Origin of the sequence: Herbaspirillum lusitanum (genome assembly GCF_046025995.1) — a bacterium.
Classification (GTDB): domain Bacteria; phylum Pseudomonadota; class Gammaproteobacteria; order Burkholderiales; family Burkholderiaceae_D; genus Herbaspirillum; species Herbaspirillum lusitanum_A.
The window spans coordinates 26979-41744 of record NZ_JAQQFM010000004.1 but is presented as its reverse complement, the minus strand read 5'-3'; the positions used below and the strand labels follow the sequence as shown (position 1 = coordinate 41744).

At 57.5% G+C, this 14766-nt stretch carries 14 protein-coding genes; 10 read left to right on the top strand and 4 right to left on the bottom strand.

Annotated elements, in window-relative coordinates:
* Positions 1 to 278 precede the first annotated feature (278 nt).
* The 3 genes from PQR62_RS08860 (at position 279) to PQR62_RS08850 (ending at position 2748) form a co-directional block, all read left to right on the top strand.
* Positions 279 to 725, top strand: a complete 447-nt coding sequence (locus tag PQR62_RS08860) for a hypothetical protein (RefSeq protein ID WP_408156971.1) — start codon at positions 279 to 281, stop codon at positions 723 to 725.
* A 202-nt stretch (positions 726 to 927) separates the two neighbouring features.
* Positions 928 to 1854 (top strand): Tim44 domain-containing protein, encoded by a 927-nt coding sequence (locus PQR62_RS08855; protein WP_408156969.1) that lies wholly within the window; start codon positions 928 to 930, stop codon positions 1852 to 1854.
* 471 nt (positions 1855 to 2325) lie between these two features.
* On the top strand, positions 2326 to 2748 hold the full coding sequence (locus PQR62_RS08850; RefSeq protein ID WP_408156967.1) for an OsmC family protein: 423 nt from the start codon (positions 2326 to 2328) through the stop codon (positions 2746 to 2748).
* Positions 2749 to 2823: 75 nt separating this feature from the next.
* On the opposite strand, the gene PQR62_RS08845 is transcribed toward PQR62_RS08850, so the two are convergent.
* Both PQR62_RS08845 and PQR62_RS08840 read right to left on the bottom strand, forming a co-directional pair.
* Complete coding sequence (locus tag PQR62_RS08845) at positions 2824 to 3423, bottom strand: sensor histidine kinase (RefSeq protein ID WP_408156965.1); 600 nt, start codon at positions 3421 to 3423, stop codon at positions 2824 to 2826.
* A gap of 2 nt (positions 3424 to 3425) precedes the next feature.
* Positions 3426 to 5054 (bottom strand): tetratricopeptide repeat protein, encoded by a 1629-nt coding sequence (locus PQR62_RS08840; protein WP_408156963.1) that lies wholly within the window; start codon positions 5052 to 5054, stop codon positions 3426 to 3428.
* A gap of 408 nt (positions 5055 to 5462) precedes the next feature.
* On the opposite strand from PQR62_RS08840, the gene recA reads away from it, so the two are divergent.
* The 6 genes from recA to PQR62_RS08810 all read left to right on the top strand — a co-directional run bounded on the left by recA (position 5463) and on the right by PQR62_RS08810 (position 11539).
* Positions 5463 to 6512, top strand: a complete 1050-nt coding sequence (recA, locus tag PQR62_RS08835; RefSeq protein ID WP_408156961.1) for a recombinase RecA — start codon at positions 5463 to 5465, stop codon at positions 6510 to 6512.
* Between the two features lie 86 nt (positions 6513 to 6598).
* Positions 6599 to 7066, top strand: coding sequence for a recombination regulator RecX (gene recX / locus PQR62_RS08830; RefSeq protein WP_408156959.1), 468 nt, complete (start codon positions 6599 to 6601; stop codon positions 7064 to 7066).
* Between the two features lie 496 nt (positions 7067 to 7562).
* A complete protein-coding gene (gene sucC, locus PQR62_RS08825) occupies positions 7563 to 8729 on the top strand; it encodes an ADP-forming succinate--CoA ligase subunit beta (RefSeq protein ID WP_408156957.1) in 1167 nt (388 codons plus the stop codon).
* Positions 8730 to 8746: 17 nt separating this feature from the next.
* A complete protein-coding gene (gene sucD / locus PQR62_RS08820; protein ID WP_408156955.1) occupies positions 8747 to 9628 on the top strand; it encodes a succinate--CoA ligase subunit alpha in 882 nt (293 codons plus the stop codon).
* Between the two features lie 441 nt (positions 9629 to 10069).
* A complete protein-coding gene (locus tag PQR62_RS08815; RefSeq protein ID WP_408156953.1) occupies positions 10070 to 10786 on the top strand; it encodes a TerC family protein in 717 nt (238 codons plus the stop codon).
* A 237-nt stretch (positions 10787 to 11023) separates the two neighbouring features.
* Positions 11024 to 11539 carry a pilin gene (locus PQR62_RS08810; protein WP_408156951.1) on the top strand — a complete coding sequence of 172 codons (516 nt, stop codon included), beginning with the start codon at positions 11024 to 11026 and terminating at the stop codon, positions 11537 to 11539.
* Between the two features lie 134 nt (positions 11540 to 11673).
* Here PQR62_RS08810 and moaC read toward each other — a convergent pair whose 3' ends face one another.
* Positions 11674 to 12180, bottom strand: coding sequence for a cyclic pyranopterin monophosphate synthase MoaC (gene moaC, locus PQR62_RS08805; protein WP_408156949.1), 507 nt, complete (start codon positions 12178 to 12180; stop codon positions 11674 to 11676).
* Positions 12181 to 12531: 351 nt separating this feature from the next.
* Between moaC and PQR62_RS08800 the strand changes: the two genes are divergently transcribed.
* Positions 12532 to 14031, top strand: coding sequence for a beta-barrel assembly-enhancing protease (locus PQR62_RS08800; protein ID WP_408156947.1), 1500 nt, complete (start codon positions 12532 to 12534; stop codon positions 14029 to 14031).
* Between the two features lie 25 nt (positions 14032 to 14056).
* Here PQR62_RS08800 and PQR62_RS08795 read toward each other — a convergent pair whose 3' ends face one another.
* Entirely contained in the window at positions 14057 to 14680 is a 624-nt protein-coding gene (locus PQR62_RS08795) for a DUF2946 family protein (protein WP_408156945.1), read from the bottom strand.
* Positions 14681 to 14766 lie beyond the last annotated feature (86 nt).

Here is a 14766-nt window from a genome sequence, read left to right as displayed (position 1 = left end):
CTTGATGCGACGTAAATGAGTGCCTCTGCGGGTGTGCGCTTGTTTCAAAGCGGCTTGAAGGCGCACCGTAAAAGTGTTCCGGATGACAACATCCGATCCTGACCGCAAATAAGCGCGATCGACTGCAAGCGACGGCTCTTGATATTTTGCGTTTCATCCCGATCTCGGGAGGAACAGTCGGCGTGAGCAGGTTTACGAGTTTGCAATGCCGCGCCGATTTCGCTTTGAATTTGGTTTAGCTGATATATAATCCGTCGCCTTCGTGCCTGGAAATTTTGATGAAACGCCTTTGGGTTCTTTTGCTGATCTGTTTGTTACCGATGCAAGTATTTGCAGCGGTGCTGACCTATGCGGCATCGGTTTCCTCGACGGACTTCATCACGGTTGAGCCAGCCAGCAGCCAGCAGGCTGCCTGGGCCGATCCGGTCCGCATGCTGAACACTGCTGCTCTGAGCATTTCGGCGCAAGACGATGCCGTGGCACCCGTTGATGCGGCTCTGATCGGCGATAGCATTGCCGCCGATCTCGGCAATGTCGACGAAAACAGCGGTCACGCTGACAGCGGAGAAGATTTCTCTACCCATGCAGGTATCGGCGACGAGCCGGTATTGATGCAAGCCTGGCCTGTGATCCCCGAATCAACGCGTCTGGCGCCGATGCTCGGCAACGACGCCATCAGCCAGCCTCCGTTCCTCCCCCCAGCAGCTCGCCCGCCTCGGGCCTGATCCCTGTCGCCTCACGGCATTTACTTGTGTTGCATTAGCAGTGCGTTCCGGCGCATCTGATAACTACTCAAACAAGCAATTGTCGTTCGCGACCTCCTGTTTTGGCCTTGCGCCGAAACCAGCTCTGCACGCATCAATCGAACCAATCCAGTTTTCACGGCCGATGTGACCGCATCACATCACTTTCTTCTCAGGAGATAGCATGAAAAAAGCATTTGTCGCGCTGATAGTGGCCGTCATGACCCTGTCAGTTGGCCTCACCACTGTTGAGGCGAAGCGCCTTGGCGGCGGCGGCTCGATCGGCAAACAGTCGTCCGGTGCGAGTCGTCAGGCCCAGAGCCCGATGCAGCAGAATCAGGCCGCTGCAGCCAAGCCTGCAGCGCCAGCCGCTGCACCGGCAGCTGCAGCAGCCAAGCCTAGCCCGTGGAAGGGCATCCTCGGCGGCGCATTGCTGGGCCTCGGCCTGGGCGCTCTGTTGTCGCACTTCGGCATGGGCGGCGCACTGGCCAGCATGATCAGCACGATCCTGATGGTGGCCTTGATCGCGATGGCCGCGATGTTCATCTACCGCATGTTCCGTCGTAAATCGGAGGCTTCGCAGCCACGTCCGGCCTACGCCGGCGGTGATGACAATCAGTCGAACGCAACCCCGAAGATCGGCTCGCTGCTGGAACCTTCACAGCCACCTTCAGCACCGCAAGGCGGCTTCGGCGGCAGCGGTTTCGGCTCGGCTGAAGTCGTGTCCAGCTACGGTATTCCGGCTGATTTCGATACCGTCGGTTTCGTGCGCAATGCCAAGACCTACTTCATCCGCCTGCAAGCGGCATGGGACAAGGCTGACGTCAACGACATCCGTGAATTCACCACGCCGGAAATGTTTGCCGAGTTGCGCCTGCAGGTTCAGGAGCGCGGTGCCGCAGCCAACCAGACTGACGTGGTTTCCATTGACGCAGAACTGTTGGGCGTGGAAACCGTGGGCAACGATTATCTGGCGAGCGTGAAGTTCTTCGGCTTCATCAAGGAAGAACCGACCAGCTCGCCGACACAGTTCAGCGAAATCTGGAACCTGTCGAAACCTGCAAACGGCCAAGGCGGCTGGGTGCTGGCGGGTATCCAGCAATTGTCCTAAAGAATTACGCGTAGAGCGTTAAGTTTGGCGCGGAAGGCGGCGGTTAGTGGATGAGCGTCGCCATGTCCGTTTTACCGCCGGCTTCGGCCGGCGGTTTTTTTATTTGCATTTATCCGACGCCAATCCCGTTTTAGCTTCTCCCTCCCTATCGCATATCAAGTCAGCTTGATATCGCCTCTGTAGCTCAGTGTCTGTTGTGCAGTAGCACTGCTACGCTGTTTCACCGCTTCAGTGTTTATCCCTCTCAGCTTTTTGTTGTGTGTTTAAGCGCCGCTTTTGCTCTTATCTTCCCTATTCATCGATTGCCGATGTGTGCATCGCGCACGGCTGCGCAAATTCCTACGCGATTGCAAGCGCTTGTCCTATCGTCGGAGAGGCTGCATGGCTGCATTATTGAACGCTGGGTCGTAACGCCCGCAGCATGAACCGGCGTTTGCGGCATGGCACTCCAACCTGAGAAGGAGCATCAATATGAAACGCAAAGCATCGGCAGTCTGGAATGGCGAATTGAAGGATGGCAAGGGAGCCCTGACAACGGAAAGCGGCGCGCTGTCCAATACCCAATATTCGTTCTCGACGCGTTTTGAAAATGGCGTCGGCACCAACCCCGAGGAATTGATTGCGGCTGCGCACGCAGGCTGTTTCTCCATGGATTTATCGAGCCGGCTCGGGCATGCCGGCCTCGGCCCCAAGAAGATTGATACCAGCGCGACGGTGACTTTGGAAAAGACCGATCCCGGTTTTACCATCACCGCCATTCAGCTGGAAGTGAAGGTCGAGCTCGAAGACAAGGATGAAAAGAAATTCAATGAGGCGGTAGCTGCGGCCAAGAGCGGGTGCCCGGTTTCCAAGGTATTGAATGCCGATATCTCGGTGAATGCCGTGCTGGTCTGAGCCGCTATCCGCCGCCATGAAAAAACGCCGACTGAGTCGGCGTTTTTTTTCTGCACAGAAGCTGCATTCAGAAATTCAAGGTAAATACAGCTCGAACAGAGCGCCGCCCTCTGGCAAATTGGACAGCGTAACCGAGCCGCCGACTTCGCCTTTTTTGTGCGCCAATGCAATCGCGCGGCACAGATCCATGCCGAGACCGGTCGACGGTTTTTCTTCCAGTGTGCCGATGCCGGGACCGTCGTCGCGCACCGTAAAAACTACGCCGCCATTTTGTGCAATACATCCGAGATCGATGCGGCTGCGCGCAAAGCGCGTGGCGTTCTGCAATGCTGCTTCCACCGCCAGCGCCACCAGGTGCTCGTCGAAGAAACCCAGCAGCGGCATATTCGCGGTGTCGATACCGATGCTGATACCGGGCTTGCCGAAGGCTTGCTGGCGCAGGAGCGCCTGCAGAAAATCCTGCGGCGACACGGCTTCGATCTGCGCCTGCAGGCCTTGCGAGGACGCCTTGTACAAGGTCAGAAATCCGATCAGCTTTTCCTGCAGCGCCAGGCAGTTGACGTGTGCCTGATGCGCGCGCGGGCTGTCTTCCGACAAGGCGCGCAATTCTCCCTCAAGCGCTCCCAGCGAGTTCTTGAGGTCGTGCACGATGATGGCGGCCAGTTCGGGATTCATGCTCAGTTCTTCGGGGCTACTTTACTCAAGGTGTCGCGCAGAAATTTGTGCATCTTGGCGACCCGTTCGTTACCCGGGATCAATCGATCCAGGGTAGAAAGATAACGTTTGACGCGTTTCACGTAGTCGTCATTCCAGCCGCGCTGGCTCATCCACAGCAGATGCAGCTGCGCTGCGGCCAGCAGCACGCCGGTGTTTTCCGGCATGCTGTGCAGTGCTTCTTCCAGCTTGGCCAGGGACTCGTCCGGCTTGGCGCTGCGCATCAGTGCATTGGCTTCGGCGATGATCGCCATGCATTGCTTGACCGCGCCATCGATCAGCTGATCGGCCAGTGCTTCCTTGCCGCTGTCGCTCAGCACCTTGCGCGCCAGCGTCTGCAGGGTCTTGTTCTCGTGATCGGACTTGACCACGTCGGCGATCAGCTTGGCGCCTTCTTCTTCGCGCCCCATGGAAAATGCCGCCTTGGCCAGCGCCAGGGTGGCGGTTTCGGATATCTCGCCGCCGGCCGCTTCCTTGGCAGTGGCGAACGCCTGTTCCGCCGACACCGTATCGCCCAGCTGAACATAGGCCTGTGCCTGCACCGCCGCCTGCGCCGAATTGAATGCCTTGGAATCCTCATAACGCTTGGGCACCTTGGATAGCAGCACCAATGCCTGATCGGCTTCGCCGGTATCCACGTGCACCTGTGCCAGCGACAAAAGGTCGGTCGGCTGCGCAGTCAGCGATCCGCGCGTATGTTGCAGCACTTTGCCGTAGGCCTCCTTGGCCTGATCCAGATTGCCGGTGCGATAGGCGGCGTCGCCCACCAGGCGGCTGCGGCGGGCCGAAGGCACGATTTCGGAAGAGCGCGTCAGCGCATCGAGTGCGGCTTCTTCATTGCCCTGGGCTTCATCAATCTGGGCGAGTAAATCGTAGGCGGCGATGAACTGCTTGTTGCTGGCCAGGACATCTTGCACCAGCACTTTAGCTTCATCCAGCTGGCCGGCGACGATATTGCAGCGCGCCAGTCCTACCTTGGCCCACACCAGATCGTCGCGCAGCGCCAGCGCATCGTCGTAAACCTTGCGCGCTTCGTCGATACGGCGTTGTTCGATCAGCAGCGTGCCCTTGGTTTTCAGCACGTCGACCATCCATTTCGGCGCGGTCTGCAAGACCTGATCGCAGGCGACGATGGCGCCGGCGAAATCCTTGCGCTTCATCTTTTCAGTGATCGGCAGCAGCGCATTCTGCTTTTCCAGCAGGCGATCGACTCGCTCGCCGATCTTGGTCGCGGTCAGCGGCTTGAGCATGTAGGCGTCCGGCTGAAATTCAGCGGCGCTGGCGACCAGGCTGTAGCCGCTCTCGGCGGTCACCATGATGAACATGGTGGTCGGCGAGAGCATGTTCTGGGTGCGGAAAAATTCCAGCAATTGCTGGCCGTTGCTTTCCTTGTTCAGGTTGTAGTCGCAGATGATGAGGTCATAGCTCCCGGCCTGCGCAAAGCGGATCGCCTCATCCGGCGTGGCGGCCTGATCGACGCGCGTCACACCCAGTTGGCCCAGGTGCATGCGCATGTTTTGCCGCATGGTCGGCATGTCGTCGATGATCAGGCAGCGCAGGCTGCTGATGCGGGCGAAAGGAACTAAACTCATAAAAACTCGATTCAACTCTGAAATTATTGCTAGATTGAAATGTATAACAGAACCGCTGAAATCCGTCACAAGTTTAGCGCCCTAAACTTTGCCTTATTCCGTTGTATCTTGCCCATCCGGCCTGATTCTTTGCCTTGGCGGGCTATGCGAGGGCAGTTTGGCGCAGAATATCCGCGAGATGGAATGCGAGACGCCCATTTCATATAATGGCGAGCTTGCAAATTGAGGCGGTTATAAAAAACCACTTGCGCAAACAACTGTTTTTTTATACAGTGCTGGCTATGCGTTAAACCTGCTGGAGCCAGTGGTGAAGTTTGCAGGGGAGTGTTGAGATTTATTCGATGCTCTGCGGCTGCGGCTTCCAGTTCAGGCCACAACTGATTACCTTCCTTTGCTGAGAGAAGATTTATGGACGATAAAAAAGCTGCGAACAATTCTGAAAAGGGCAAGGCGCTAGCCGCTGCTCTGGCGCAGATCGAGAAGCAATTCGGCAAAGGCTCCGTGATGCGCATGGAAGACGGTGCCGTGCTCGAAGAGATTCAGGTCGTTTCGACCGGCTCTCTGGGTCTGGACATCGCCCTGGGTGTCGGCGGTCTGCCACGCGGCCGTGTGATTGAAATTTACGGTCCGGAATCCTCGGGCAAGACCACGCTGACTTTGCAAGCCATTGCCGAAATGCAAAAAATCGGCGGCACCTGCGCCTTTATCGATGCGGAACACGCGCTGGATGTGACTTATGCTCAGAGACTGGGCGTCAATCTGTCCGATCTGCTGATCTCGCAACCGGATACCGGCGAACAAGCGCTGGAAATTACCGATGCGCTGGTGCGTTCCGGCGGCGTTGATCTGATCGTCATCGACTCGGTGGCGGCACTGACACCACGTGCTGAAATCGAAGGCGACATGGGCGATTCCCTGCCAGGTCTGCAAGCCCGTCTGATGTCGCAAGCGCTGCGCAAACTGACCGGCAGCATCAATCGCACCAACACTACCGTGATTTTCATTAATCAGATCCGCATGAAGATCGGCGTGATGTTCGGTAACCCGGAAACCACCACCGGCGGTAATGCGCTGAAGTTCTACGCCTCCGTGCGTCTGGACATTCGTCGCACCGGTTCGATCAAGTCGGGCGATGAAGTCATCGGTAGCGAAACCAAGGTAAAGGTCGTCAAGAACAAGGTGGCGCCGCCGTTCCGCGAAGCGCACTTCGACATTCTTTATGGCGAAGGCACATCCCGCGAAGGTGAAATTCTGGACCTCGGTTCGGAGCACAAGGTGGTGGAGAAATCCGGTGCCTGGTACAGCTACAACGGTGAACGCATTGGTCAGGGCAAGGACAATGCGCGCAACTATCTGAAGGAGCGTCCTGAGCTGGCGCGTGAGATCGAGAACAAAGTACGTATCGCTCTGGGTGTACCGCAACTGGCTGGCGGTGAAGCCCCGGTTGCTGCTTCCTGATGCCTTTACGGACGTTGATGACCGTATCTGCAATTCAGTTTTCTGTCGTAACTGCTGTTTCGCCCTCGCCATCGAACTAGATCGGTATGCCAAGACCTCCGATCAGCCTCAAGGCGCGGGCGCTCAAATATCTCTCTTCACGTGAGCATAGTCGTCTGGAACTTGCGCGTAAGCTTTCCGCTTACGCGCAAGATGACGACGATATCGAGGCGCTCCTCGATTGGCTCGAACAATCCCGCTTCCTTTCGCAAGAGCGATTTTCTGAATCGCTGATTCACCGTCGTTCCGCGCGTTTCGGCAACCACCGCATCATTTCCGAACTGCAAAGTCATGGTATCGATTCAGATTCGATGGCCGAGTTGAAATTGGGGTTGAATGCCGATGAATTGCAGCGCGCCATCGAAGTCCTGCGGCGCAAGTTCAAAGCTGCGCCGGAAGACGCCGAAAGTCGCGCCAAACAGATGCGTTTCCTTCAGCAGCGCGGTTTTTCGCAGCGCAGCATCAGTCAGGCGGCCAAAAAAGCCTGGTTGCCGGATGACGAACAGTTCGATTGACTCGAAATGAGAGTTTTTCCGCATTTTTCTTGCGTTTAGACGCCGATTCGCCAGTCTATCTCCCATTTTTTACTGATTTTCCGTAGAGGCAAGACGGTGTGTTGAGCTCGCTCGCCGCCGGTTGAGGCTGCCAGCCGGCTTGAGCTGTGCTAGAATCCGGAGGTTTTTTGCTGCGGCGCACGAGTGTCAGTGAATCGGATGTTGTCGTTTTTGGACAGTGCCTGATTGCTTCAGCTGGCAAAAGAACACAGAGACAAGCAGTGCAAATCGGCTCAAAAATCGGCTAAACACCGCGACCCAACGAACAGATGGCATGCATATGCCCCAATCTTCGCATCTATCAGCTCCCCGCCCAGGTCAGTCCGGCGCCATTCCGCTCTTCAGCGGCATGGTCCAATGCGGGCGGTGCTCCTTATTCTCGTCTGGCGGCCTCGCGCTGCCGGCGGAATTTCAATCCGGCAAGTTTTATTCAATAAGCGTTTAAAGGGAAGCTCCCATGAAAATCCACGAGTATCAGGGTAAAGAAATCCTGCGCCAATTCGGCGTGACCGTTCCGCGCGGTATTCCATGCATGACCGTTGACGAAGCAGTGAAAGCTGCCGAAACACTGGGTGGTCCGGTGTGGGTCGTCAAGGCACAGATTCACGCTGGTGGCCGCGGCAAGGGCGGTGGCGTGAAAGTGGCCAAGTCGCTGGAACAGGTCAAGGAATACGCGAACCAGATCATGGGCATGCAACTGATCACTCACCAGACCGGCCCTGAAGGCCAGAAGGTGCGTCGCCTGCTGGTTGAAGAAGGCGCGGACATCAAGAAGGAACTGTATGTTTCGATGGTGACCGATCGCGTCAGCCAACGTGTGGTGCTGATGGCATCCAGCGAAGGCGGCATGGACATCGAAGAAGTGGCAGAAAGCCATCCTGAACTGATTCACCAGATCGCTATCGATCCGGCGACCGGCCTGACCGACGCTGATGCCGACAGCATCGCCACCAAGATCGGCGTGCCTGCCGCTTCGGTTGCCGACGCGCGCAAGCAACTGCAAGGTCTGTACAAGGCTTACTGGGAAACCGATGCATCGCTGGCCGAAATCAATCCGCTGATCCTGACCGGCGACGGCAAGGTCATCGCTCTGGACGCCAAGTTCAACTTCGATTCCAACGCGCTGTTCCGCCACCCAGAAATCGTCGCTTTCCGCGATCTGGACGAAGAAGATCCAGCTGAAATCGAAGCCTCCAAGTTCGATCTGGCCTACATCTCCCTCGACGGCAATATCGGCTGCCTGGTCAACGGCGCCGGTCTGGCGATGGCAACCATGGACACCATCAAGCTGTTCGGCGGCGAGCCTGCCAACTTCCTGGACGTGGGCGGCGGCGCAACAACAGAGAAGGTTACCGAAGCATTCAAGATCATGCTGAAGAACCCTGAACTGAAAGCCATCCTGGTCAACATCTTCGGCGGCATCATGCGCTGTGACGTGATCGCTGAAGGCGTGATCGCTGCGTCCAAGGCTGTTTCCCTGAAAGTGCCGCTGGTCGTGCGCATGAAGGGCACCAACGAAGAAATCGGCAAGAAGCTGCTGGCCGACTCCGGCCTGCCGATCATCTCGGCAGACAGCATGGAAGAAGCTGCGCAAAAAGTTGTTGCTGCAGCCAACGGTAAATAATAGGACAAGGAATAGCTATGTCGATTCTGATCAATAAAGACACCAAAGTCATCACCCAAGGTATCACCGGCAAAACCGGTCAATTTCACACACGCATGTGCCGCGACTACGCGAACGGCAAGAACGCATTCGTCGCCGGCGTGAATCCGAAAAAGGCTGGTGAAGACTTCGAAGGCATTCCAATTTTCGCGAATGTATCCGAAGCCAAGAAGGCAACCGGCGCGACTGTTTCGGTGATCTATGTTCCACCAGCCGGCGCAGCCGCTGCAATCTGGGAAGCTGTTGAAGCTGATCTGGATCTGGCGATCTGTATCACTGAAGGCATCCCGGTCCGCGACATGATGGAACTGAAAAACCGTATGGCAAAGTCGGGCAGCAAGACTCTGCTGCTGGGCCCTAACTGCCCAGGTCTGATTACTCCGGACGAAATCAAGATCGGCATCATGCCAGGCCACATCCACAAAAAGGGCCGCATCGGCGTGGTGTCGCGTTCGGGCACCCTGACTTACGAAGCCGTCGGTCAGCTGACCGCGCTGGGCCTGGGTCAATCGTCTGCAGTCGGTATCGGCGGCGATCCGATCAACGGTCTGAAGCACATCGACATCATGAAGGCCTTCAATGATGATCCTGACACCGACGCCGTCATCATGATCGGTGAAATCGGTGGTCCTGACGAAGCCAACGCTTCGTACTGGGTCAAGGACAACATGAAGAAGCCGGTCATCGGCTTCATCGCCGGCGTGACTGCGCCTCCGGGCAAGCGTATGGGCCACGCCGGTGCGCTGATCTCCGGTGGTGCTGATACTGCTGAAGCAAAGCTGGCGATCATGGAAGAGTGCGGAATCAAGGCCACACGCAATCCTTCCGAAATGGCACGTCTGCTGAAATCGGTACTGTAATTCAGCGTCAGCCTGGCTTCTGACCGGAGGTCGGAGTCAGGCGCAAGAATTGCACATCCGGCATGGGGAGCTTCGGCTCCCCATGTTGTTTTTGACAGGTCGACCGGGCTGCGAGCAGATGAGCCTGCAGCTTCAGGGGCGAGCCCAATCACTGGGCGAGCGCGCCAGACCTAAGTACAAGGCACGAAGCGGGTTCACGTGCTGTATTTGCTTCAACATGATTATTGCGGTCGCGTGCGAGGTTTCCACGGCTGCACAACACAGGGCTTATCCCCCGTCAGGCTGCAACACGATACGCCGTGCGTTTCGGATGTCGTTGAAGATCTTTCGATCCGTACATCAGTCTTGACCATTTTTTACCGCTGAGCGGTGCCGCGAACTGCGAGCGACGGCAAAACACATTACTGCGCGCATCAGCCGTGCAATCAAACAAGGGAGCACATGGAGTTTCTGACGAATCTGAACTGGCTCGCGGTCGGCCAGATCATCCTCATCGATATTTTGCTGGGCGGGGACAATGCCATCGTGATCGCGCTGGCCTGCCGCAACCTGCCGGCCAATTTGCGCATGAAGGGCATCGTCTGGGGCACCTTGGGCGCCATCGCGATTCGTATTGCGCTGATCGCTTTTGCCGTCACCATGCTGCAGCTGCCGTATCTGAAACTGGTGGGTGGGTTGCTGCTGATCTGGATCGGCATCAAACTGCTGATCGAAGAAGATGAGCATGCCGACATTTCCGGCAGCAACAAGTTGTGGAGCGCGGTCAAGACCATTATCGTCGCCGATCTGGTGATGAGTCTGGACAACGTGATCGCCATCGCCAGCGCCGCTGAGCAGGCCGGCGAACATCAACTGACCCTGGTGGTATTCGGGATCGTGGTCAGCATTCCTATCATCGTCTGGGGCAGCACGCTGGTCTTGAAATTGATGGAAAAATTCCCAGTTATCATCACGCTGGGCGCCGCTTTGCTGGGATATCTGGCCGGTGGCATGATTTTCAGCGATCCGGCGGTGCGCGGCTGGATACAGGACTTTATTCCGGACAGCGAATTCATCATCCCGGGCATGAACCTGCACTTGAGTTTGCCGGGACTGGTCGGCGCCATCGGCGTCGTGCTGATCGGCCTGACGCTGAATCGCAAGAAGCGCGAGCACTAAGCCGGGCGATATGGCCGCCATGAGGTGGTCGCATGCGCGACCGCCAATCGCTTGGAAATGAGACGCACAGAAGATTTTTGTGCGTGTGATAGAAATAGCCGGACTTGGATTTCATGCTTTTGACGCATATCATCGCCGACAATGACAAACGCTGATACTTTGGAATTAATTCGCTTTGCTGCGCTGAGGGCGCTACTGATACTGGCAACGCCATTTCATTTTTTGACGGGGATTTAAATGCACGCAAACGTAGGCAAGAACAAGCAAGTGGGCAAGCAACAAGGCTTTACCCTGATCGAACTGATGGTCGTGCTCGCGATCATCGGCATCCTCGCCACCATCGGCGCGACCCAGTATCAGAACTATATTGCGCGTACGCGCGTCACTGAAGGTCTCAATCTTGTCGCGCCTTACAAGCTGGCAGTGGCTGAGCAGATCACTGCCAACAACGGCGTATTCACTAAGGCACAGCTCGGTCTGTCGACATTTTCGCCGACGCAAAACGTCACCGGTATCGATGTCAGCGACATGACTGCGAAAGGTATCGGCGGCGTGATCACGATCAGCTACGGCCCCAATGTCGGTAACGGCGGCACGCTGACACTGACGCCGATTCTCGGCGGCGATTCGGTGCAATGGCAATGTGCGGCCAAAGAGGTGAAGGCGGCAACGCCCAAGGATGCGACCGTCAACACCGGTTTCGTTGCCGGCACGATGGAGCCGCAATATGCTCCTGCAATCTGCCGTGGATAAGTCTGAGGATCCGGCAGCTAATGCCATGCAGGTTTGGCGAGTGCGTCTGATCAGATGGCTCGGTCAATAAAAGAAAAGCGCCCTTGAGGCGCTTTTCTTTTTCTGCGGCAGGAATTCCGGCAAGCCGAGAGCTATCAAGGCTGAAAATTGATGTCGCTCTTGCCGCCGCGTTTTTCCGTCACGCAGATGTCGCTCATGACCATGGTCTTGTCGACCGCTTTGGACATGTCATAGACCGTCAGCAGACCGATCTGAACGGCGGTCAGCGCCTCCATCTCCACACCGGTCTTGCCGAAGGTTTCTACGCGCGCGGTGCAGGTGATACTGGATTGATCGACATGCGGTTCGAACTCCACCGACACATGCGTCAGGGCCAGCGGATGGCACAGCGGTATCAGATCGCTGGTGCGCTTGGCGGCCATGATGGCGGCGATGCGTGCGATGCCCAGCACATCCCCTTTTTTTGCGGTCCCGGAGAGGATGATTTCCAGCGTGCTCAACTGCATGCGGATGACGCCGCTGGCGATGGCGATGCGCCGGGTCTCGTTCTTGTCGCCGACGTCGACCATGTGCGCTTGTCCGCTCTGGTCAAAATGGGTGAGGCCGGAAGGTGCAGTGTTTTTGTCTGAGGCAGAAGTCATGATGGCAAAATCGCAGGAACGTTCGTGGAGTGCGGGTATCATAGCAGGCGTCGCGTTGCGCTACTGTTGCCCCGCTTCGCAGGCATGTGCGGGAAGCGACAAGCAAAAAGGCAGACAGCGGCGCCACAGATAGAAAACTGTTTCTGGCAAGCCATACGGCCCGTACATAAAACTGACAAAGTACACCGTACGCACGCACGCACGGGCAGGGCAGCGCCAATACATCCGGCAATCCGAACGCAAGGCATCTTTAATCCGATTTCGAATTCACCGTCGACGCACATGTATCAGTCAGCATTTTTTCAGAAGAGAAAATCCGCGCCTCATCATTCCTCGCCGTTGCGGACAAAGATGGTGCGTTTGCTGATGGCTGCTTTGCTGTTGGCGCCGACCATTCCGCTGACGATCGCGCCGGTCGCCAGCGTCGCACAGAACCTGCCGACGCTCGGCGACACTGAGCGTGAAAGTCTGTCGCCGCTGATGGAGCGCAAGCTGGGCGAGCAGATCATGCATGACATCCGCCGCGACCGGGATTACATCGATGACGGCCCGGTGCAGGAGTATCTCAACAACTTCGGCCTCAATCTGGTGGCGGTGCGGCCGGAAGTGCGCGGCGAAGCCGGTTACGATTTCTTCTTTTTCATGGTGCGCGATCCCATGCTGAACGCGTTTGCCTTGCCGGGCGGGTTCATCGGCGTGCATTCGGGTCTGGTTCTGGCGTCGCAGAGCGAATCCGAGCTGGCCGGGGTCTTATCTCATGAAATCGGCCACGTGGCGCAACGTCACATCGCGCGCATGCTGGGACAGCAGAAGCAGAATTCCATGATCCAGCTGGCGGCGATCGTGCTGGGCGCTTTGGCCGGGGTGTCCAAAGCCGGCGGCGATGCCGCCATGGCGACCATGATGGGCGGCACCGGTCTGGCGATTCAGCGCCAGCTCAATTTCAGCCGCGATGCCGAGCGCGAGGCCGATCGCATCGGCTTGCAGATCATGCGCGACGGTGGCTTCGATCCGTCCGGCATGGTGACCTTTTTCGGCCGTCTGCAGACCGCCTCGCGCAGCTTCAGCGACGCCGTGCCCCCGTATCTGCTGACCCACCCGCTGACGACCGAACGCATCGCCGATATCGAAGGACGCATCCGCGATCAGCGTTACCGCCAGCGCGTCGACAATCCCGATTTTCATCTGGCGCGGGCGCGCATCCGCGTGCTGCAAAACGATTCGGTGCAAGGTCTGCGCGAGGCCAATGAATACTTCAGCAATCAGTTGCGGCAAAACACCAAGCAGCAAGTGATGTCGGCCAAATACGGTCTGGCCTATGTCGCCTATCGTCAGGGCAATTTCGACAAGGCCGACATCTATCTCGAAGAGGCCAGGGCTGCGGCGCAACCGATGGCGCCGAGCATGATGATCGTCAGTCTCGATATCGACATCAAGATCGGCAAGAAGCAGGCGCAGGCGGCGCTGAAAGAAGCGGACGCCATGCGCAAGCAGTTCCCGCTGTCGCGCGTGCTGACGCGGCAATATGCCAGCGCCTTGATTGCGGCGCGTCGTTACGACGAGGCAGTGGCTTTTCTTCGTGATCAGACGCAACTGTATCGCCAGGAAGTGCAATTGCAGGATTTGCTGGCCCAGGCTTACGCGGCGCAGGGCAGGCAGGCGCTGCAGCATCTGGCCCTGGCCGAGTCGTACGCCTTGTCGGGCAGCTTGCCGGCGGCGCTGGAGCAACTGACGATTGCGCGCCGTGCGCCGGATGCGACCTTCTACGATCAGTCGCTGATCGATGCGCGCGAGCGCGACTGGAAGGAGCGCTGGAAGGAGGAAATGAAGGAAAGCAAGGAACGTGGTTGAGCAGAGTCCGGCTTGCTCGCGCACGCTATTCTGCGGGCGTGCTTTCGCGCGGCAGGGGATCAAATCCGAAGCGGATGGCCAATTGATCGCGCTTCACGCGCGTCACATCCACTAGCTGTTCACGCCAACGGATTTGCAATCGCCCACCAGAAGCGGATGGATTCTCGTCAGCCGCTTCCAGCCATGCCAGCAAGGCTTCATCGCCGGCCGGCATGCCATCAATGGACAGCAAGGGCAGCATGTCAGTCAGATCGCGGTCATCCAGCGCCGCGAATTTTTCACCGCCTGACAGATACAGGCGACCTTCTTCGTCCATCCAAGCGGCGTCGACCCGATCAAGCGCTTCACCGGTCTGCAAGCTCAACATCTCGCCTGGATTATTGCGCACGATGTAGGGCGTCAATTCCAGATCCACATACACGCGTTGCGGGCCATTCTGAAAATACCAGCGGCCCTGTTCATCCTGCACGTAGTTGCGGCAGATGAAGCCGAGCAGCGCCGGATGGACAATGCGTTCGCCGGCCAGATTCAGTAGCTGTGCCCGTTCGTCGCGCATGCGCCAGGCGCCGCGCGCATCCAGCCGTAACCAGCCGAAGCAGTGCGGCACGTTGGGCCATTTGGCCATGGCTTGTCTGACGATTTCATCCATAGGGCGGTGCGGTCTCGTGCAAGTGCGACGCTGATGGTCGGCGTCTGCTTTGGTGAAGGTGAGCGCGGTTGCTGCAGCGGTGGCAG

Bases quoted from the DNA above. Each gene is read 5' to 3' on its own strand.
- PQR62_RS08815 (WP_408156953.1), top strand. From the start codon at position 10,070: ATGGAGTTTCTGACGAATCTGAACTGGCTCGCGGTCGGCCAGATCATC.
- recA (WP_408156961.1), top strand. From the start codon at position 5,463: ATGGACGATAAAAAAGCTGCGAACAATTCTGAAAAGGGCAAGGCGCTA.
- moaC (WP_408156949.1), bottom strand. From the start codon at position 12,180: ATGACTTCTGCCTCAGACAAAAACACTGCACCTTCCGGCCTCACCCAT.
- sucC (WP_408156957.1), top strand. From the start codon at position 7,563: ATGAAAATCCACGAGTATCAGGGTAAAGAAATCCTGCGCCAATTCGGC.
- PQR62_RS08860 (WP_408156971.1), top strand. From the start codon at position 279: ATGAAACGCCTTTGGGTTCTTTTGCTGATCTGTTTGTTACCGATGCAA.
- PQR62_RS08795 (WP_408156945.1), bottom strand. From the start codon at position 14,680: ATGGATGAAATCGTCAGACAAGCCATGGCCAAATGGCCCAACGTGCCG.
- PQR62_RS08840 (WP_408156963.1), bottom strand. From the start codon at position 5,054: ATGAGTTTAGTTCCTTTCGCCCGCATCAGCAGCCTGCGCTGCCTGATC.
- PQR62_RS08810 (WP_408156951.1), top strand. From the start codon at position 11,024: ATGCACGCAAACGTAGGCAAGAACAAGCAAGTGGGCAAGCAACAAGGC.
- PQR62_RS08855 (WP_408156969.1), top strand. From the start codon at position 928: ATGAAAAAAGCATTTGTCGCGCTGATAGTGGCCGTCATGACCCTGTCA.
- recX (WP_408156959.1), top strand. From the start codon at position 6,599: ATGCCAAGACCTCCGATCAGCCTCAAGGCGCGGGCGCTCAAATATCTC.
- PQR62_RS08850 (WP_408156967.1), top strand. From the start codon at position 2,326: ATGAAACGCAAAGCATCGGCAGTCTGGAATGGCGAATTGAAGGATGGC.
- PQR62_RS08800 (WP_408156947.1), top strand. From the start codon at position 12,532: ATGGTGCGTTTGCTGATGGCTGCTTTGCTGTTGGCGCCGACCATTCCG.
- sucD (WP_408156955.1), top strand. From the start codon at position 8,747: ATGTCGATTCTGATCAATAAAGACACCAAAGTCATCACCCAAGGTATC.
- PQR62_RS08845 (WP_408156965.1), bottom strand. From the start codon at position 3,423: ATGAATCCCGAACTGGCCGCCATCATCGTGCACGACCTCAAGAACTCG.